The organism is Micromonospora matsumotoense (assembly GCF_050951065.1).
In the GTDB taxonomy this organism is placed as follows: Bacteria; Actinomycetota; Actinomycetes; order Mycobacteriales; family Micromonosporaceae; genus Micromonospora; species Micromonospora matsumotoensis.
In genome coordinates this window covers 5659873-5679343 of sequence record NZ_CP192025.1, presented here as the reverse complement: position 1 = coordinate 5679343, position 19471 = coordinate 5659873, and the positions used below count along the sequence as shown (strand labels likewise).

The following is a 19471-nucleotide window of genomic DNA, read 5'->3' as shown; positions in this document are numbered from 1 at the left end:
GACTGACGGGTCAGCGCCAGCGGTGCCGGAAGTGCCACATCAGGCCGGTGTTGGCGGCCACGAGCACGACGCACGCCGCGCCGGCCGTCCGTCCGGCCACGACGGTCATCGCGGGCAGTGACGCCCACAGGATGACGGTCAGCAACAACAGCCAGCGTCCGCGCCGGGCCCGGACCCGATGGTCGAGTCTCGCGAAGAACTTCGGGTCGCTCTCCCGGAGCTGCCGGGTGATCTGTTCGAATCTGCGCTGATCCTCTTTGCTGAGCATGGCGGCGCCTTCCCCTCACGGCTTCAGCGGTTCGGCGGCTTACCCGCTCTGGAGGCGGGTCACGCCCTTCTGCTGCTGCTACTTTCGATCCCCGCCACCAGCCGGCGGGGACGGGCCGATCGACGGCGGGCACAGGTCGGCCGACGGCGGGGGACGGGCCGGCCGAAACCGGGCCGCGAGGGCGCTCGGGCGACCTCAGCGCAGGCTTACGGGTGGCTTAAGTTTCGCTGTGCCGGTGAACGTCGCGCGCGGTGACGCGTACGGCCAAAACGTTACGGCGGTGTTGTCGGCGGACGCGTCGTCCCTGCTGGGGACGCCGCCACCCGGCCGGGGCGCAACCACCCGGCCGGGCAGGGTGCTGAGCTGCGGCTTAAGTGCCCGGCAGGGCCGCCGCGACCAGCCTTGATGGCATTCCACCCCTTGGCTACTTTCCCGTAGCAACTCCTCCGGCAGCCGCCGCCGTACCCTCCGCCCCGCCCCCGGTCGCAGTGGTCCGGCGCATCAAAAGAAAACGGGACTGGTACATGGCCGACCAGAACGTGCCACCGCACCGACCGCACGCCACCCCCGACGGACGCCCCCCGACGTCGTACGACGCCCCCGGTCACCCGTACGGCGACCCGCACGCCGGGTACGCGCCCGCCGGCTCGCCGGTGTCCCGGGGCCCGCAGTGGGTGGGCCCCGAGGGCCTGGGCCGGCAGGCGTTCCACCAGCCGGCCGGCACCGGACTGCCCACCCTGGACGACGACGGTGACGGCGACCGGGGCCGGGTCGGCCGGCGGCGCGCGCTGGTCGCGCTGGGTGGCACCGCCGCCGTGGTGGCCGGTGGCGCGGCGCTGGCGATGAGCCCCCAGGTGCGGAGCCTGTTCGGTGCCGACGCCGTCGCCGGGGACGCCACCGGCGCCACCGTCACCGACGGCACCCCGGCCCGACCCAGCGGCCAGCAGCCGAGCACGGTACGCACCTACACCGAGCAGAACGAGAGCTACATGGGCTCCCGGGCCGGTGCGGCGCTGAAGAAGAACTCGCCCAACGGCGGGCGGACCTTCTCCGGCCCTGCCGCCGCGGCGGCGGAGACCCCGGTGACGGTGAAGACCGTGCTGGCCAAGGACCCGATCCGGCACCTGGCCAGCCGGGCCACCTTCGGGGCCACCCCGAAGGTGCTCGCCGACATCAGGCGGATGGGCATCGACGCCTGGGTGCGCCAACAGCTCGACCCGGAGAAGATCGCGCCCAGCGCCGCCGAGCTGAAGCTCACCGAGCTGCCCACCCTCAAGCTGACCAGCCAGCAGCTGCGCGACCAGCGCGACCAGCTCAACGCGCGGGGGGCGCAGCCGGAGCGGGAGATGGTCGACGGCACGCTGGCCCGGCAGATCTGGTCGGAACGGCAGCTGTACGAGGTGATGGTCGACTTCTGGAACGACTTCCTGCACGTCGCCGCGGACTTCGACGGCGGTGAGGCGTACCGCAACTCGTTCGACCGGGACGTGGTCCGCAAGCACGCCATGGGCAGCTATCCGGAGATGCTGGTGGCGGCGAACAGGCACCCGGCGCTGCTGCTCTACCTCAACCAGAACGACTCCCGGGCGGACGCGGTCAACGAGAACCTGGCCCGGGAGAACCTGGAGCTGTATTCGGTCGGGGTCGACGGCGGCTACACCGAGAAGGACGTCCGCCAGGCCGCCCTGCTCCAGACCGGCCGGGGCGTCGACGACGGGAAGTACGTCTTCCGTAACGAGCGGCACTACCGGGGCAAGGTGAAGATCCTGGGCTTCAGCCACCCCAACGACTCGGCCGACCCGAAGAAGGCCGACCAGGTCATCGACGCGTACCTCACGTACATCGCGCTGCACCCGTCGACCGCCCGGTACGTGGCGCGCAGCCTGGCCACCCGCTTCGTCTCGGACACCCCGCCGAAGTCCCTGGTGGACCGGCTCACCAAGATCTACACGGTCAACAAGGGCTCGGTGAAGCCGCTGCTGATGTCGCTGTTCAGCTCCTCGGAGTTCTGGGCGGCGGTGGGCCAGAAGGTGCGCCGGCCGATGGAGTACCTGGTCGCCACCTACCGGACCCTGGGCGTCGGGCCGCAGGCCGGGCCGGGCTTCCGGCAGGGCGACAGCACGCGCACCGCGTTCGCCCAGGGGCTGCGCCAGATCCACGACAAGCTGCGCGAGCTGGGCCAGTACCCGATGGGCCAGCCCACCCCCGACGGCTACCCGGACGTCTACGTCGCCTGGACGTCGGCCGGGACGATGGTCAACGGGTGGAACGAGGCCGCCGACCTGATCGCCGGCCGTCGCACCCAGTTCACGTACACCAGACCCGAGAAGCTGGTGGCGAAGCCGCCGACGACCGCCGGGGCGTACGTGGACGCGCTGGCCCAGCGGCTGGTGCACCAGAAGCTGTCCCCGCGGGAGAAGAACCTGATCCTCGGGGTGGCCGGCGTGTCCGCCACCGCCAAGGTCGACGCCACGTTCAACGGGGCCGTCGCCGCCGTCGCGCGGGCGATCCTCGCGTCCCCCCAGCACCACCTGCGGTGAGGCAGTCGATGGACAACCCGGTGACGCACCCGATGGAGAAGACCGTGCCCTCGTTCCCCCTGCACCCCGAATGCCCCGATCTGCGCCGGCTCGCCGACAACCCGGCCGAGGCGGTGCTGCGGGCCGAGGCGGACGTCGTCGCCGCCGAGAACGCCGCCGAGGCCGACCGCTACCGCCGGTTGGAGGACCAGGAGGAGGCCCAGCAGGACGGGCGCGGGGTGACCCGGCGGACCTTCGTCGCCGGGGCCGCCGCCACCGCCACCACGCTGGCCACCGCCCAGTTCGTCACCACCTCGGCGTCGTTCGCGGCGACGAAGACCGGCACCCTGATCCACGTCTTCCTCTACGGCGGGCTGGACGGGCTCAGCCTGGTCGCCCCGGCCGACGACCCGGTGCTGGCCAAGGCCCGCCCCGACCTGCTGCTCGGCGACGACTCGCTGGCCCTGGGCCGGGGCTTCAAGCTGACCAGCGCCTTCGCCCCGCTGGAGAAGTGGCTCAAGGCCGGCCAGCTCGGTTTCGTCCCGGCGGTCTCCGACGAGCGGCTGTCCCGCAGCCACTTCCAGGCCGCCGACGCCTGCAACCTGGGCGGCCTGCCCCACGAGACCGGTGGCCGGGGCTGGCTGGACAGCCTGGTCGACTCCCTCGGCAAGGGCACCGCGTTCCGCAGCGTCGGCATCGGCAGCACGCTGCCCCGCTCGCTGGTCGGCACCAACGGCGCGCTGTCGCTCAACAGCGTCGGCTCGCTGCGGCTCAACGGCGACGACCGCTACCGGGCGGCCACCGAGAAGGCGATCCGGGGCCTGTTCACCGGGATCAACCACCCGGTCGAGGAGGCGGTGATCGAGGGGATGGGCGCGTTGTCGACCGCCCAGCAGCTCGCCGCGAAGCCGTACCAGCCGGCGGAGGGCGTGACGTACCAGGGCGTCGGGTACGCCTTCCAGCAGCTCGCCCAGCTGATCAAGGGCGGGGCGAACGTCCGGGTCGCCACGGTCGGCATGGGCGGCTACGACACCCACGAGAACCAGGGCACCCGTTCCGGTGGCCAACTGCACCGGCGGCTCGGCGAGCTGGCGGGCGCGATGGCGGCCTTCTTCACCGATCTGGGCGACCGGGCCGCCGACGTCACGGTCATGGTGTCCAGCGAGTTCGGCCGCCGGGTCGCCTCCAACGGCGGCGGCACCGACCACGGCCACGGCGGGGTGGTCACCATCCTGTCCGGGCGCAAGCTCGCCGGTTCGCTGCTCGGCACCTGGGACGGATTGAGCGATCTGGACTCGGGAGACGTACCCGAGTACAACAACATGTTCAACGTCTACGGCGCGGTGGCGCAGGGCCGGTTCGGGCTGACCACCGCCCAGGTCGACAAGATCTTCCCGAGGAAGAAGTTCACCCCGATGAAGCTCTACGCGTGACCTATCAGGACATGCACGCCGCCGGCCGTCGTACCGGGGACCCGCCCCGGTACGGCGGCCGGTCGGCTGCGTCCGTACGCCCGCCGCCGGCCCTGCCGCGGCGGGGGTCGGTCGGCCGACGGGTGGTGTCCGGGCTGTTCTGGGTCGGCCTGGTGGTCGCGGTGCTGCCGTGGTGGCTCGACACCCCGGCCGGTTCGCTGGCCGGCACCGCCGACGTGCTCACCGCCGCCGGGCGGGTCACCGGTCTGATCGCCGGCTACCTGCTGCTGGTGCAGGTGCTGATGATGAGCCGGCTCGGGGTGCTGGAACGCGGGGTCGGCGGCGAGCGGCTGTCCCGGGTGCACCGGGACCTGGGCGCGACCCTGCTGGTGGCGGTGCTGGCCCACCTGTCGCTGCTGGTGGTCGGCTACGCCCGCACCCAGGACAACTCGGTCACCGCCCAGGTGGGGGCGCTGCTGCGCGACTTCGACGACATGGTGTCCGCGTTCGTCGCGGCCGGCATCCTGGTGCTGGTCGGCGGCACCGGCGTCCGGGCGGTCCGCCGGGCGATGCCCTACGAACTCTGGTACCACCTGCACCTGACCAGCTACCTGGTGCTGCTGCTCGGCTTCGGCCACCAGTTCAGCAACGGCGCGCAGCTCTTCCCGCCCGGCCCGGTGCGCACCGGCTGGATCGCCGGTTACCTGCTGGTCGCCGCCGCCCTGCTCTGGGGTCGGCTGGTCGCGCCGCTGCTGCTCAACCTGCGGCACCGGCTGCGGGTGGCCGACGTGGTGGCGGAGAGCCCGGACACCATCTCGATCTATCTGACCGGCCGTCGGCTCCACCAGCTCGACCTGCTCGGCGGGCAGTACCTGCGCTGGCGGTTCCTGACCCGGGGGTGCTGGTGGCAGTCACACCCGTTCTCGCTCTCCGCCGCCGCGAACGGCCGCTGGCTGCGGCTGACCGTCAAGGTGGTCGGCCGGCACACCGGCGACCTGCGCGACCTCGACCCGGGCACCCGGGTCTGGGTGGAGGGCCCCTCCGGCACCTTCACCGCCGCGCACCGGACCCGGGACCGGGCCCTGCTGATCGCCGGTGGCAGCGGCATCGGCCCGCTGCGGGCGATGCTGGAGGAGTTGCCGCCCGGCGCGGCCCTGATCTACCGGGCCCGTACCCCGGCCGACGTGCTGCTGCACCACGAGCTGGACTGGCTGGCCCAGGCCCGGCAGACCTCGATCTGGTATGTCATCGGCTCCCGCGACGACCCCGGCCCCCGGCAGGTGATGAGCCCGGACGGGCTGCGCCGACTGGTGCCCGACCTGATCCGGCGCGACGTCTACCTGTGCGGGCCGGAGGGGTTGGTCGAGTCCTCGGTGCGGGCGCTCCGCCAGGCCGGTGTGCCCCGCCGGCAGATCCACCTCGCCCCGTTCGAGCTGTAGAAAGGCACCTGACATGCGTCGCGCGCTTCTGGCGATCACCGGGTTGGCCGCCGGCACCACCGCCCTGGTGGTGCTCAAGGGCGCACCGGGCGCCAGCCAGGTCGCCCAGGAACTGCCGGCCGGCGTGCCGGTCGGAACGCCCGGCCGGACCGACCCGGCCGCCCCCGGCGCGGCGTCGGAGCGGGCCGCCGCGCCGACCCGGCCGACCGGCCGGCCCGACGCCACCGCGAGCCGCACCCCGGGCGCGGGCCGGACCACCACCGGTGGCGGCACCGGTACGCGGAGCACCCCGGCCGCCCCGCGGACCAGCACCGCCGCGCCCAAGTCGACCAACCGCAAGATCACCGGGCCGGTGGTCGTCACGGAGTTCGGCAACGTGCAGGTGCAGATCACCGTCTCCGGCAGCAGGATCGTCAACGCGGTGGCCCTGGAGCTGCCCCAGGGCGGCCAGTCCGACCTGCGCAGCAACCGGGTGGACGACGCCTACAGCGGCACCTCCGGCACGGTGGTGCGCCAGCAGGACGCCAACCTGGACACCGTCTCCCAGGCGACCGCCACCAGCAACGGCTACCGGCAGTCGTTGCAGGCCGCCCTCGACCAGGTGCGCTGATGACCGTGCCGGCGACCCGGCCCGGCCTGCGCCGGGTCGAGCAGGTGATGGGCACGGCGATCAGCCTGGACCTCGCCGACGACCTGCCCGCCGCCACCCTGCGGGAGTTGGCCGACGACACGTTCCACTGGCTGCGCGAGGTCGACGCCCGGTTCACCACCTACCGCGAGGACAGCGAGGTGCGCCGCGTCGACCGGGGGGAGCTACCGCTGTCCGAGGCGTCGGCGGACCTGCGGGCGGTGCTGGCCCGCTGCGCCGACCTGTGGGGCGACACCGACGGCTACTTCGACGCGTACGCCACCGGTCGGCTGGACCCCTCCGGCTACGTGAAGGGCTGGTCGGCGCAGGTCGCCTCGGACCGTCTGCTGGCCGCCGGGGTGGTCGACCACTGCCTCAACGCCGGCGGTGACGTCCGGGTACGCGGGCACTCGTCGTCCGGGCAGCCGTGGCGGATCGGCGTCCGGCATCCCTGGGACGCGTACGCCACCTGCCTGGTGCTCACCGGCACCGATCTGGCGGTCGCCACCTCGGGCGTCTACGAGCGGGGCCACCACGTCCTCGACCCCCGGCGGGGCGAGCCGGCCCGGGGGCTGCGCTCGGTCACCGTGGTCGGCCCCGACCTGGGCGTCGCCGACGCGTACGCCACGGCGGCGGTGGCGATGGGCGTGGCCGGCGTCGGCTGGCTCGACCGGCTGCCCGGCCACCTGCACGCGGTGGTCACCGACGACGGCCGGCTGTTGCGCTCCACCGCCCTGCCGCTGGCCGACTGACCGCCCGTGCCGAGTCGAGGCGGGTCGGTGGACGGCGCATGCCGACGGACAGGGCGGTGGTCCGTCGGCCGGGGTGGCCCGCGACGGTGCCGGTGGGGGCGCGCACGTGCCGCGTCACCTCCGGGGCGAGCGCGGCGTCGCTCACCTGGCCGTGCGGTGGGTGCCCGCCGGGCGGGAGCCGGTCGGCCGGGGGCGGCCCGGTCGGGAACCGGCCGGCCGCGTGTCCGACCAGTGGCGGGGCCGCCGCCGGTGGGGTGGTTCGGTGCCGTCGGTGTGCCGCATCTCGTCGTCCCTGGCCATGTCCTACCCCCGCTCCGGTGGCGCGTCCGCGCCGTCGTGGTGTGCAACGAGTCCGGCGTCGGCGGGGACGCTGGCGGGAACCCGACCCCGCCGGGCTCCGACCCGCTGCCGCACCGTGGTCAGTGACCGCGCCGGGGGAGCGGGAGCTGGCCCGGCAGCAGCTCCGGGGTCAGCGTCACCCCGCCGGCCCGCAACGCCTCGATCAGGGTGTTCTGCAGCAGGTAGGAGTCGGGCAACCGCCAGCGGGCCTGTTCCGGGGCGACCGCCCAGCGCACCGTGCCCTCGGGCAGTCGGGTGGGCGGTGCCGGTATCCACGACCCGGGGCCGTGTCGGACCACGTGGAAGCAGTGCTCCAACTCGGGGCGCAGCGGGTCGCCGGGGCGGACCAGGAACATCCAGCGTCCGGTCGGGGTCACCACCACCGGACCCCGGGCACCCGGGCCGACCGGGTGGCCGGGGACCGCGTCGAGCAGTCGGCGGCCCAGGTGCGCCGCCACCTCCAGCACGTCGAAGGCGCGGCCGGTGGGCAGCAGCACCCCGTGCGGGCGGCTGCGCCACCAGGTGGCGACCCGGGCCGGGTCGGTGCTCGCCCCGCGCTCCCAGTTCTCCAGCGCGGGATGGCAGCCGACGGTGGGGCACCCGGCCCGGCCGCACACGAAGCGGCTGCGTGCCAGGCAGGCGCCGGGGGTCACCTCCCAGCCGTGCACCGCGTATCGGACCGCGATCCGGCGCAGCCGGACCCGTTCGATCGGTGACAGCTGGGCGACCCGTGGCCCGACGTTCCCCCACATGTCCTGCGCTCTCCTCTGACTTCGACCGTTCACCGCCACCCCTCACGTCGAGCGCCGTCACTGTCCCGAACCGGGCTCGTTGACCTGACGAACGGCTCATGCAACTTGCACGAAGGTACGAAGACTGGCTGTACGAAAGACGTACACCCTGTGCGACCAGCGAATACCTGGGACGGACGGATCGGCGGCGCCCTGCGTGGGCCGTCCGGAGCCCGGCCGGACGGCCCAGGAGGGGGAGGAACGGGAAAAGATGGACGAGCTTCCGATAGGGCGACGGGTGGCCTATTGGCGCGGGCGGCGCAAGATGTCCCAGCAGGTCTTCGCCGACCGGCTCGGCAAGTCCAAGAGCTGGGTCGACAAGGTCGAGCGCGGGGTCCGTCGGCTGGACAAGTTCTCCGTGCTCTACGAGATCGCCGTGATCCTCCGGATCGACGTGCAACTGCTGCTCGGCAAGGACCCGGAACGGCGTACCGACGCGTTCAGCTGCATCGACCAGGTCGAGGTGCAGGAGATCCGGGCCGCCCTGGAGCAGTACGCCTCGATGACCGTGTACTTCGACGCCGTGTCGTACCCGCCGCCCCTGTCCGACATGCGTAAGGCGGTCACCCACGCCTGGCTCACCTACCAGTACGGCCGCTACGGGATGCTCACCCGGGCGCTGCCGAAGCTGCTGCGGGAGGCCCAGGCGGCCGACGCCGGTTACGGCGGGGAGCAGGGCAAGGAGGCCGCCCACCTGCTCGGGCAGGTCTACCAGATCGCCTCCTCGGTGCTGCGCAAGCTGGGCGAGTGCGAGCTGGCCTGGTTGGCGGCGGACCGGTCGATGGCGGTCGCCCAGCGCGCCGACGACCAACTGCTGGCCGGCGTCGCCACCGCCCGGGTCTGCAACGCCCTGGTGGCGATGGGCCGGGCCCGGCCGGCGCTGGAGCTGAACGTCAGCATCGCCAACCGGCTCGCCCCCGGCGGCATGAACGACAGCGCGCCGGACCGGCTCTCCGTCTACGGCATGCTGCTGTTGCAGGGTGCGATGGCGGCGGCCCGGTTCGGCGACTCGGACACCGTCGAGGACCTGCTCCACGGGGCCCACGAGGCGGCCCTCATGCTCGGCAGCGACCAGAACCACTACTGGACCTCGTTCGGCCCGACCAACCTGGAGCTGCACCGGGCCGCCGCCGCCGTCGAGTTGGGCGACGGCGGGCGGGCGGTGGAGATCCACCAGGGCATCCCCGAGCCGAGCTTCAACGGCCTGCTGCCCGAGCGCCGGGCCCACCACCTGCTCGACATCGCCCGGGGCTACGCCCAACTCGGTGACATCGCCAAGGCGGGGGAGATGCTGCTGCGCGGCGACCGGCTCGCCCCGTCCGAGATCCGCTGCCGACCCATCGCCCACGAAGTGATGTCCGACGTGCTGCGTCGCACACGGGGTGCGTTGCCCGCGCCGATAGCGGAGTTGGCTGAGCAGATGGGAGTCGGAGTATGAACACGGTGGCGGCCGGATGAGCGGCGGCCCACACCCGAGCAAGGAGCGCCGCGCGGTGCTCTACGTCATCGCCTGCGGTTCGCCGCTGGCCCGTCACCTCGACCGGCTCGTCGGCCTCGCCCAGGACGACGGCTGGGAGGTCTGCGTCATCACCACCCCCGACGGGGCGAAGTTCGTGGACCGGGCCGCGCTGGCCCGGCAGACCGGGCACCCGGTGCGCACCCACTACAAGCACCCGGGCGACCCGGACCTGCTGCCCCCGGCCGACGCGATGGTGGTCTGCCCGGCAACCGTCAACACGGTCAACAAGTGGGCGGCCGGGATCACCGACACCCTGGCGCTGGGCCTGCTGGTCGAGGGGCAGGGCCGGGGGGTGCCGGTGGTGGTGGTGCCGTTCACCAACGCGGCGATGGCCGGGCACCCGGCCTTCCAGACCGGCCTGCAACGGCTCCGCGAGTGGGGCGCCACGGTGGTCTTCGGCGACCACGTCTACCCGCTGCACCCGCCCGGTACGGGGGAACGGCACCTGCACGCCTTTCCGTGGGAGGCGGCGGTGGCGGCCCTGCCGGACCGGTCCCGGGCCGCCTCGGCCGCCTGACCCGGCCGACGGGCATGGGCGTGGCCGCCACCACGCGCCGGTAAGCTGACCGGCCGTGAGCACAACCGCGTCCCCGCCGTCCGTCGCCGACGTCGTCACCGAGCTGGATCGGCGTTATCCGCCGGCCTGGGCCGAGGAGTGGGACCGGGTCGGTCTGGTGCTCGGCGAGCCCACCGACCCGGTCCGCCGCGTCTACGGCACGGTGGACGTCGTCCCCGAGACGGTCGCCGAGGCCCTCGCCGCCGGGGCCGACCTGATCGTCGCGCACCACCCGCTGCTGCTGCGCGGCGTCTCCTCGGTCGCCCCGACCACCTGGAAGGGGCGGATCGTGCACGACCTGATCCGCGCCGGGGTGGCCCTGTACGTGGCGCACACCAACGCCGACACCGCCGCGCCGGGCGTCTCCGACGCGCTGGCCGCCCGGTTCGGGCTGACCGGTCTGCGTCCCCTCGCACCGTCCGCGCCGGGCTCTCCGGCGGCCGGCGGTGGCCGGGGCATCGGCCGGATCGGTGAGCTGCCCGCCCCGATGACGCTGGCCGAGCTGACCCGGCACGCCGCCGCCGCTCTGCCCGCCACGGTCTGGGGGGTTCGCGCCGGGGGCGATCCCGGGCGTATCGTGCGTACCCTCGCGGTCAGCGGCGGCTCGGGTGAAGGTTTCCTGGCCACCGCGACCGCCGCCGGGGTGGACGCGTTCCTCAGCTCCGACCTGCGGCACCACCCCTCCGGTGAGCACCTCGCCGCCGGTGGGCCCGCCCTGCTGGAGGCCGCGCACTGGGCGACCGAACGACCCTGGCTGGACGACGTGGCCGCCCACCTGCGGGCCGACTTCGGCGTCGAGACCGTGGTGTCCGATCTGGACACCGACCCGTGGACCGTGCACGCCGCCGCACCCGCGATGGACGACAAGGAGCCCCGACCGTGAAGGCTGAACCCCAGGTCCAGCGCCGCCTGCTCGATCTTCAGGCGATCGACACCACCCTCGCCCAGCTCGCCCACCGCCGCCGGTCGCTGCCCGAGCGGGCCGAGCTGGAGGGGCTCGCCCGGGAGCTGTCCGCGCTGGAGGACGAGCGGGTCCGCGCCCAGGTCGCCGTCGACGACCTGGACCGGGACATCGCCCGGCTGGAGAAGGACATCGACCAGGTCCGGGCCCGCAAGAGCAAGGACGAGGCCCGGCTGGCCAGCGGCAGTGGGCCGGCCCGCGAGCTGGAGGCGCTCCAGCACGAGCTGGTCTCCCTCAACCGCCGCCAGGGTGACCTGGAGGACGCCGAGCTGGAGCTGATGGAGCAGCGCGAGACGGCGCAGGCCACCCTCGACGGGATCGAGTCCCGGATCGCCGAGACCCGGGACCGGCGGGCCGCCGCCGAGCAGCGCCGCGACGAGAGCCTGGCCGCCATCGCCAAGGAGGAGGAGTTCAAGCAGGGCGCGCGCAAGCCGCTCGCCGCGGACCTCCCCACCGACCTGGTGACCCTCTACGACAAGATCCGCGCGGACACCGGGCTCGGCGCGGCGCTGCTCACCGCCGGCCGCTGCGGTGGCTGCCGGCTGGAGCTGTCCGGCGCGGACCTGGCCCGGATCCGCAGTTCGGACCCGGGCGAGGTGGTCCGGTGCGAGGACTGCCGGCGGATCATGGTGCGTACCAACGAGTCGGGGCTGTAGCCCGGTGGCGGTGCGCGCGGTCGTCATCGAGGCCGACGGCGGGTCGCGGGGCAACCCCGGGCCGGCCGGTTACGGTGCCGTGGTCCGGGACCCGGCCTCCGGTGAGGTGCTGCTGGAACGTGCCGAGGCGATCGGGACGGCCACCAACAACGTCGCCGAGTACCGGGGGCTGATCGCCGGCTTGGAGGCCGCCGCCGAGCTGGGCGCGGTCGAGGTCGACGCCCGGATGGACTCGAAGCTGGTGGTCGAGCAGATGTGCGGCCGGTGGCAGATCAAACACCCCGGGCTGCGTCCGCTCGCCGCGCGGGCCGCCGCGCTGGTCGACCGCTTCGACACCGTCCGGTTCAGTTGGATCCCCCGGGAGCGCAACCGGCACGCCGACGCCCTGGCGAACGCGGCGATGGACGCCGCCGCCGGCAAGCCGCCCCGGCCGGTGGCCGCATCGGTCGACGTCGCGCCGTCCCGGCCGGTGGCGGCGGCCGACTCACCGGCCCGGGCCCAGGCCCGCGAGGTGGCCGCCCGTGCCGCCACCCGGACCGCCGGCTCCGACCCGGCGACCGCCAAGGCGTCCTGGGAGCCGAGGCCGACCTTCACCGCCACCCGGCTGATCCTGGTCCGGCACGGTGAGACCGAGTGGACCGTGCAGCACCGCTACGCGGGCCGCGCCGACGTGCCGCTGTCCGAGTCCGGCCAGGCCCAGGCCCGGGCCACCGCCACCCGGGTGGCCGCGCTGGCCCCGTCCGTCGCGGCCGTGCTCAGCTCCCCGCTGTCCCGGTGTACGGCCACCGCCGAGGCGATCGCCGGGGCGCTCGGCGATCTGCCGGTACGCCCGCAGGACGACTGGATCGAGTGCGACTTCGGCGACTGGGACGGCCACACCTTCGCCGAGGTACGCGACCGTTGGCCCGGCGAACTGGACGCCTGGCTCGCCTCCACCCGGATCGCCCCGCCGGGCGGTGAGTCGTTCACCGAGGTCGGGCAGCGGGTCGACCGGGCGATGGTGGCGCTGCGGGAGGCGTACCCCGGGGAGACCGTGGTGGTCGTCTCGCACGTCTCCCCGATCAAGCTGGCGTTGCGCGTCGCCCTCGCGGCCGGCGACGCCTTCCTGCACCGGCTCTATCTGGACGCGGCCGGCATCTCGGTGCTCGACATGTGGCCCGACGGCGGGGTGGCCGTCCGCTCGGTCAACGACACCGCCCACCTTCCGGCCCGCTGATCCCGGGTCTCCGTCGACCGGCCCGGGATGTCCCGGGCCGGTACGTCGTCTGTCGATGTGTCGGGCGGTGCGTCGCGCCGTTCGGCGCAGACTGGCAGCCGTTAGGCGCATCGTCGCGCGCCGATTGAACGTGATCGGGTTCACCGGGTCGTAGCGTCCGGCCGTTACTGGCCGGAACGACTACCGGAGGTGGGTCAGATGACCGCTGCCGAACCGGAGACGCCGCGTACGGCGTCGTCCAGGGCGAAGGACCACAGCCCCTGGAACTGGTTGCTCTTCATCCCGATCGTGGTACCGCTGATCCCGGTGTTCTTCAATGCGGACTCGCCCCGGCTGTTCGGCTTTCCGCGCTTCTACTGGCTGCAACTGGTCTGGATCCTGCTCGGGGTGGCCACCACCACGCTGGTCTACCAGATGACCAAGAAGCGGGGGGAGCGCCGGTGAGCGCGAGGAGTGAGCCGGTTCTGCGAGCCCCGCAGTCGCGAACGAAGGGGGAGCACTGATGTGGCGCGATCATCTGACCGAGATCATCGTCTTCTCGGCACTCTTTCTGCTGGTCAGCGGGATGGGTTTCGTGGCGGCCCGGTGGCGGGCGCCGAAGGACATGGCCCACCTCGACGAGTGGGGGCTGGGCGGGCGCAGTTTCGGCGGCTGGATCACCTGGTTCCTGGTCGGCGGTGACCTCTACACGGCGTACACGTTCGTGGCGGTGCCGGCGTTGATGTTCGGGGCGGGCGCGGCCGGGTTCTTCGCCGTGCCGTACACGATCGTCATCTATCCGCTGGTGTTCCTGGTGCTCTGCCGGCTCTGGTCGGTGTCGCACCGGCACGGCTTCGTCACCCCGGCCGACTTCGTGCGCCGCCGGTTCGACTCGCCGGTGCTGGCCCTGCTGATCGCCATCACCGGCATCGTCGCGACCATGCCCTACATCGCGTTGCAGCTGGTCGGCATCGAGGCGGTACTCAAGACGATGGGGGTCACCGGGGACAGCGCGGTGGCGCGGCACCTGCCGATCATCATCGCCTTCGCGATCCTGGCCGCCTACACCTACCAGTCCGGGTTGCGCGCCCCGGCGCTGATCGCGTTCGTCAAGGACACCCTGATCTACATCGTCATCCTGGTGGCGGTGATCTATCTGCCGTACAAGCTGGGGGGTTGGGGGTCGATCTTCGACGCCGCGGATGCGAAGTTCGCCGCCTCACCGAACCCGAACGACGGCATCCTGCTCAACGCCAACAACCAGCTCCAGTACGTCACCCTGGCGTTCGGTTCGGCACTGGCGCTGTTCCTCTACCCGCACAGCATCACCGGTGTGCTGGCCAGCCGGAACCGGGACGTGATCAAGCGGAACATGTCGGCGCTGCCGGCGTACAGCCTGCTGCTCGGGTTGATCGCGCTGCTCGGCTTCATGGCCATCGCGGCCGGGGTGAAGCCGCTGCCCGGGGCGAAGGAGGGCACCGTCGACAGCAACACGGTGGTGCCGGTGCTGTTCGACCAGCAGTTCCCGGACTGGTTCGCCGGGGTGGCGTACGCGGCGATCGGCATCGGCGCGCTGGTGCCGGCGGCCATCATGTCGATCGCGGCGGCGAACCTGTTCACCCGCAACATCTACAAGGAGTACCTCAGGCGGGACGCCAGCCCGGCCCAGGAGGCGAACGTCTCGAAGATCACCTCGCTGGTGGTGAAGGTCGGCGCGGTGGCCTGCATCGTCTTCCTCGACCCGCAGTTCTCCATCGACCTCCAGCTGATCGGCGGCGTGATCATCCTGCAGACGCTGCCGGCGGTGGCGCTGGGCCTCTACACCCGCTGGTTCCACCGGGGCGCGCTGATCGCCGGCTGGGTGGCGGGCATGGGGCTGGGCATGTGGATGCTCTACCAGATCCCCAACCCGGCCTCCAAGCGCGCGCACTTCGGCGGGTCGGCGTTCCCGCTGTCCGAGTTCGGCTTCGACACCAAGAAGACGATCTACGTCGGCATCGTCGCCGTCCTGGTGAACCTGGTGGTGGCGGCGCTGGTCACGCTGGCGCTGCGGGCGGCGAAGGTGGCCGAGGGAGTGGACGGCACCACCCCCGACGACTACTTCGCCGACGAGGGCGACCCCCGCGTCACTCCCGGCCCCGACCGGGACGCCGACTCGGCCCGCGAACCAGTCGCCTAACCCCTAACCCCTGCCCTCCCGCCCCTCCTGCCACCCCCCTCCGGCCCCGGTTGATCAAGAGCTTTACGTCAACATCCCGCCGAGAACTGACCCAAACCTCTTGATCACGCGACCGACTCGGCCGTCGGGCCGACTTCCGGCCCGGTGGGGTCGGTGATCAAGAGGTTTGGGTCAACTTTCGGTGTGGGGGTGACGTAAACCTCTTGATCAACGGGGCCGGACGGGGGGAGGGGTGGGGGTGGGTGGGGGTTAGCGGTGGCGGGTGCGGGAGTCGAGGGCCTGGTTGAGGCGGCTCAGCAGGGTGGCCAGGGTGTCCCGGTCGGTGGGGGTCCAGTCGGCGAGGATGTCGCCGTAGAGCCGGGTCCGGGCGGCCTGGACGGCGGCCATCCGGTGCAGGCCGGCGGGGGTGGGGGAGATCACCGTGCCCCGGCCGTCGGCGGGGTCGGGGGCGCGGGCGATCAGGCCGTCGCGTTGCAGCGCCGACACCTGGCGGGTGACCGTGGAGCCGTCCAGGTTGAGCCGGGCGGCCAGCGCCGAGACGTTCTGCGGGCCGGTGGCGTCCAGGTGCCGCAGGATCACGTACGCCGCCCGGTCGAGGACCCGGTGCTCGGCGCTGCCGGTGGCCCGGCGGGTGGCCTCGCCCAGCCGCATCAACAGGGCCACCTCGGTCTCGATCCGGCCGAGGCTGCTGTCGCCCGGAGCTGCTCCCGTCGCGTGGTCGTCACTCATAACTGTATGATACAACAGATTTATCTGTACGATACAGCTATCTGCGACTTCGGCCGGACAGGAGAGCGGAGTGGACCGGCATACCGAGCCCCACCGCAGTGCCATCTACGCCACCACGCTGGTGGCCTTCCTCGCCATCGCCGGCATCGCCGTGGTGGACCCCATCCTGCCCGCCATCGGCACCGCGATCGGGGTCACCGCCTGGCAGGTCGAGTTGCTCTTCACCGCGTACATCGCGGTGATGGCGGTCGGGATGATCCCGGCGACGCTGGCCAGCGGGCGGTTCGGCTTCAAGCCGGTGCTCGTCACCGGCGTCTCGGTGGTCGGGCTGGCCGCCATCGCCGCCTCGTTCAGCAACGACATCGTGCAACTGTCGGTGCTGCGCGGCGTCTGGGGGCTGGGCAACGCGATGTTCTTCGCCACCGCCATGGTGGTGCTGGTCAACCTCGCCAACGACCGGGAGTGGGTGGTCGGCCTCTTCGAAACCGCGCTCGGCCTCGGATTCGCCGTCGGCCCGCTGATCGGCGGCCTGCTCGGCGAGGTCAGTTGGCGACTGCCGTTCTTCGTCTGCGGCATGTTCATGGTGTTCGCCCTGCTGGTGGCCGCCCGCAGGCTCCGTGAGCCGACCCACCGGCAGCCGCCCGTACGGCTGGGGCAGATCTTCGCCACCTACCGCCGGCCGGCGTTCCTCATCCTCTGCGTGGTCACCGCCGCGTACAACTTCGTCTTCTTCGTGGTGCTCGGCTACACGCCGCTCTTCCTCGGTCTCGACGTCATCCCCCTCGGCCTCGCCTTCACCGGCTGGGGCCTCGGCCTGGCCGCCGGCATCCTGCTGATCGGCCACCGGCTGGCCCACCGGATCGGCGCGGTGCAGACCGTCGGGGTGGCCCTCGTCGGGCTGCTGGCCTGCATGGCCCTCTTCGCCACCTCGACCAGCACCGCCGAGTCGCTGGTGGTGCTGGTCCTCGCCGGCCTGTGCATGGGCCTGGCCAACGCCAACCTCACCGACCTGGCCCTCGGCCTCGGCTCCGCCGACCGCCGGGTCGCCACCGGCGCGTTCAACCTGGTGCGCTGGGGGGCCGCCGCGCCCGCCCCGATCCTGTCCGGCAAGCTCGCCGAACACAGCCTGGCGCTGCCGTTCTGGGTCGGCTTCGGGGTGCTCGCCGTCGGCCTGCTCGTCTACCTGGCCTTCGCCCACCTGATGGCCGCCGGCTACGGCGAACGGCTGCGCTGGTCCCGCGGGAACCAGGCCGCCCGACAGGCCGAGCACGCCCCCGAGGGACCGGTCGGCGAGGCGTACTGAGCCGTCCCGTGGCTGTTCAGCCCAGCGCCCGCCAGAGCAGGTAGAGGCCGATCGCCGTGCCGAAGCAGACGATCAGCGTCCGGAGCAACGCCGGCGGCAACCGGCGGGTCACCCGGGCGCCCACGTACCCACCGAGCATGCTGGCCGGCGCGACCACCGCGACCGCCGCCCAGTTGACCGGCCCGAACAGGGCGAACACCACCAGGGTGGTGAACCCCACCACCGCGGAGAGCAGGTTCTTCACCGCCGACACCCGGGCCAGCGTCGCGTCCAGCACCAGGGCCAGGCCGGCGACCAGCATCACCCCGAGCGCCGCGCCGAAGTAGCCGCCGTACACCGTGCCGACCGCGACCATCGCCTGCACCGTGAGGGTACGGCGGCGCGGGCCCAACTCGGCCGGGTGACCGACCAGCCGGCGCAGCGGCCCCTGGAAGGCCAGCACCGCGGTGGCCCCGAGCACCAGGAACGGCACCACCAGGTCGAACGCCCGCGCCGGGGTGGCCAGCAGCAGCACGCAACCGACACCCGTGCCGAGCACCGCCGTCGGCAGCAACGGCCACAGCGTCCGCCGGGGCGGCAGGTCCATCCGGCTGCCCGCCACACTCGCCACGTAGCCGGGGAAGACCGACACCGAGTTGCTGACGTTGGCCGCGACGGGCGGCAGGCCCACCGCGATCATCGCCGGAAAGGTGATCAGGGAACCACCGCCGGCTGCCGCGTTCACCGTGCCCGCAGCGAGACCGGCGACGAGCAGTAGTATGGCGTCGGAGAGGTCCATGGTGCCCAGAGGCTAGTACGCCCTGATCAGAGGCCCTCCACCGGATCAACTGTCTACCATCTTCACCTCCTGCGCGGTGCGGACCGGGGTGGGGTGGAATCGGGGTTGGCCGCTGCGTCGTTAGGATGAGAGCGCGACGGACGAGTCGACCGGGCGGTCGCGTCGGCGGGCTGCGGCCCGCCGCCGAGGAACGTCCGGACTCCACAGGGCAGGGTGGTTGTTAACGGCAACCCGGGGCGACCCGCGGGACAGTGCCACAGAAAACAGACCGCCGACCCCACTCGGGGACGGTAAGGGTGAAACGGTGGGGTAAGAGCCCACCAGCACCCCGGGTGACCGGGGTGGCTAGGTAAACCCCACCCGGAGCAAGGCCAAGCAAGGGCCGTCACCGCAAGCTGACGACCCGGCGCAGACGCTTGAGGGCTGCCCGCCCGATGTCTGCGGGTAGGCCGCAGGAGCCTGCCGGCGACGGTAGGCCGAGATGGATGGCCGCCGCCGGTGCGGGCCCCGCGAGGGGTACGCGCCGCGCACAGAATCCGGCGTACAGGTCGACTCGTCCGTCGCCCACCAGCTCAGAGCCGTGATCATGGCTCTGAGCTGGTTCTATGTCCGGGCGTCTATGGCCGTTGTTGGTCAACTTTGGTCGGCGTTTGACGCCCTGACGACGCCCTGACGCCCTGGAGACGCCCTGAGCGAGGGCTCAGCGGGACTCGGTCTGGCCTGAGCCCTGCCTCGTCGCGCCAGCTACTGACCGAAGGTATATCGCAGGTCGGCGTTGATGAGTTGGTTGAGCCGCTTGCGCAGGTGGCCGAGGAGCGAGGCGTCGGGCAGTGGCTCGGTGACCAGCAGCCGCCAGCGCACCATGCTGCCGGACCGGCCATCGGAGGCCAGCTCGAACCGCACCTGGACGTCCGGCCGGCGGGGCCAGAGTGACGACCAGACGACCAGATCCGGGTACGCGGCCTCCAGCACCCGGGGCGGCTGCTCGTCGTCGAGCAGCAGGAGCCAGGGGCGGGTGGGGTTCCGGTCGGGGTGGGTGAGTGCCTCGAACACGATCGCGGGCGGCGGCGGCTGTGCACGCTCGCGGCTGCCCACCTCATGCCGCGTCAGCTCGGTCACGACGGCTGTCTCCCTGTCCCGATGTCTGCGCCATCATTGGACCATGCAATCCGTGGGCGGGCGTTGGGGACAGGGTGCCGTGGCATGCTCGCGAAACGACTCAGGCGCCGTCATGCGCGGAGTGGAGCGCGGCGATTCCTTCGTCTTGAGGGTCTTTCGGTGGCGTGTGGGCTCGGTGCTGTGCCGCCGGTTGTCGCGGATGTCCGGCACGTCCTGGCTGTGGAGCTGCTGGCGTGACCCGGTGACTCGGTGGCAAGCCAGTCCCGGGGTTGGACTGGCGCGGCAGCCGGAAGCCCCGACCTCGACGGTGGCCGGGGCGACGGCTTCC

At 72.6% G+C, this 19471-nt stretch carries 18 protein-coding genes and 1 other RNA gene; 14 read left to right on the top strand and 5 right to left on the bottom strand.

Annotated features, from left to right (window positions below):
* Positions 1-10: 10 nt before the first annotated feature.
* A complete protein-coding gene (locus tag ACQP1S_RS23995; protein WP_091238129.1) occupies positions 11-268 on the bottom strand; it encodes a DUF3040 domain-containing protein in 258 nt (85 codons plus the stop codon).
* Positions 269-792: 524 nt separating this feature from the next.
* On the opposite strand from ACQP1S_RS23995, the gene ACQP1S_RS23990 reads away from it, so the two are divergent.
* The 5 genes from ACQP1S_RS23990 to ACQP1S_RS23970 are packed head-to-tail and all read left to right on the top strand — an operon-like array spanning position 793 to position 7018.
* Positions 793-2808: a DUF1800 domain-containing protein gene (locus ACQP1S_RS23990; RefSeq protein ID WP_432899411.1), complete on the top strand. Its 2016-nt coding sequence runs from the start codon at positions 793-795 to the stop codon at positions 2806-2808.
* Positions 2809-2828: 20 nt separating this feature from the next.
* Entirely contained in the window at positions 2829-4220 is a 1392-nt protein-coding gene (locus tag ACQP1S_RS23985) for a DUF1501 domain-containing protein (protein ID WP_432899408.1), read from the top strand.
* A complete protein-coding gene (locus tag ACQP1S_RS23980; protein WP_432899405.1) occupies positions 4217-5638 on the top strand; it encodes a ferredoxin reductase family protein in 1422 nt (473 codons plus the stop codon). The genes ACQP1S_RS23985 and ACQP1S_RS23980 overlap by 4 nt, the downstream gene beginning before the upstream one ends.
* Positions 5639-5651: 13 nt before the next feature.
* Positions 5652-6248, top strand: coding sequence for an FMN-binding protein (locus ACQP1S_RS23975; protein ID WP_432899402.1), 597 nt, complete (start codon positions 5652-5654; stop codon positions 6246-6248).
* Between the two features lie 47 nt (positions 6249-6295).
* Positions 6296-7018 (top strand): FAD:protein FMN transferase, encoded by a 723-nt coding sequence (locus tag ACQP1S_RS23970; RefSeq protein WP_432908265.1) that lies wholly within the window; start codon positions 6296-6298, stop codon positions 7016-7018.
* A 419-nt stretch (positions 7019-7437) separates the two neighbouring features.
* Here the strand turns inward: ACQP1S_RS23970 and ACQP1S_RS23965 are convergent, their stop codons facing one another.
* Complete coding sequence (locus ACQP1S_RS23965) at positions 7438-8109, bottom strand: bifunctional DNA primase/polymerase (RefSeq protein ID WP_432899399.1); 672 nt, start codon at positions 8107-8109, stop codon at positions 7438-7440.
* A gap of 250 nt (positions 8110-8359) precedes the next feature.
* Here ACQP1S_RS23965 and ACQP1S_RS23960 point away from each other — a divergent pair, with 250 nt between their 5' ends.
* The 7 genes from ACQP1S_RS23960 to mctP all read left to right on the top strand — a co-directional run bounded on the left by ACQP1S_RS23960 (position 8360) and on the right by mctP (position 15214).
* Entirely contained in the window at positions 8360-9586 is a 1227-nt protein-coding gene (locus ACQP1S_RS23960; protein WP_091238111.1) for a helix-turn-helix domain-containing protein, read from the top strand.
* Positions 9587-9602: 16 nt separating this feature from the next.
* The gene (locus ACQP1S_RS23955) at positions 9603-10184 is read left to right on the top strand and encodes a flavoprotein (protein ID WP_432899395.1); all 582 of its coding nucleotides are present in this window, start codon (positions 9603-9605) and stop codon (positions 10182-10184) included.
* A gap of 55 nt (positions 10185-10239) precedes the next feature.
* Positions 10240-11106: a Nif3-like dinuclear metal center hexameric protein gene (locus ACQP1S_RS23950; protein ID WP_432899392.1), complete on the top strand. Its 867-nt coding sequence runs from the start codon at positions 10240-10242 to the stop codon at positions 11104-11106.
* Positions 11103-11840 (top strand): zinc ribbon domain-containing protein, encoded by a 738-nt coding sequence (locus tag ACQP1S_RS23945; RefSeq protein WP_432899389.1) that lies wholly within the window; start codon positions 11103-11105, stop codon positions 11838-11840. Before ACQP1S_RS23950 ends, ACQP1S_RS23945 begins: the two co-directional genes overlap by 4 nt.
* A 4-nt stretch (positions 11841-11844) precedes the next feature.
* Positions 11845-13056, top strand: coding sequence for a bifunctional RNase H/acid phosphatase (locus ACQP1S_RS23940; RefSeq protein WP_432899386.1), 1212 nt, complete (start codon positions 11845-11847; stop codon positions 13054-13056).
* Positions 13057-13254: 198 nt separating this feature from the next.
* Entirely contained in the window at positions 13255-13500 is a 246-nt protein-coding gene (locus tag ACQP1S_RS23935; protein ID WP_357776916.1) for a DUF3311 domain-containing protein, read from the top strand.
* A gap of 58 nt (positions 13501-13558) precedes the next feature.
* The gene (gene mctP / locus ACQP1S_RS23930) at positions 13559-15214 is read left to right on the top strand and encodes a monocarboxylate uptake permease MctP (protein ID WP_432899383.1); all 1656 of its coding nucleotides are present in this window, start codon (positions 13559-13561) and stop codon (positions 15212-15214) included.
* 249 nt (positions 15215-15463) lie between these two features.
* On the opposite strand, the gene ACQP1S_RS23925 is transcribed toward mctP, so the two are convergent.
* Entirely contained in the window at positions 15464-15943 is a 480-nt protein-coding gene (locus ACQP1S_RS23925) for a MarR family winged helix-turn-helix transcriptional regulator (protein WP_432899380.1), read from the bottom strand.
* Positions 15944-16013: 70 nt separating this feature from the next.
* Here ACQP1S_RS23925 and ACQP1S_RS23920 point away from each other — a divergent pair, with 70 nt between their 5' ends.
* On the top strand, positions 16014-17246 hold the full coding sequence (locus tag ACQP1S_RS23920) for an MFS transporter (RefSeq protein WP_432899377.1): 1233 nt from the start codon (positions 16014-16016) through the stop codon (positions 17244-17246).
* Between the two features lie 16 nt (positions 17247-17262).
* On the opposite strand, the gene ACQP1S_RS23915 is transcribed toward ACQP1S_RS23920, so the two are convergent.
* On the bottom strand, positions 17263-18024 hold the full coding sequence (locus tag ACQP1S_RS23915; RefSeq protein ID WP_432899374.1) for a sulfite exporter TauE/SafE family protein: 762 nt from the start codon (positions 18022-18024) through the stop codon (positions 17263-17265).
* A 141-nt stretch (positions 18025-18165) separates the two neighbouring features.
* On the opposite strand from ACQP1S_RS23915, the gene rnpB reads away from it, so the two are divergent.
* Positions 18166-18584, top strand: an RNA gene (gene rnpB, locus ACQP1S_RS23910) — RNase P RNA component class A.
* 184 nt (positions 18585-18768) lie between these two features.
* On the opposite strand, the gene ACQP1S_RS23905 is transcribed toward rnpB, so the two are convergent.
* Positions 18769-19143 carry a hypothetical protein gene (locus ACQP1S_RS23905; protein ID WP_432899371.1) on the bottom strand — a complete coding sequence of 125 codons (375 nt, stop codon included), beginning with the start codon at positions 19141-19143 and terminating at the stop codon, positions 18769-18771.
* Between the last annotated feature and the right edge of the window lie 328 nt (positions 19144-19471).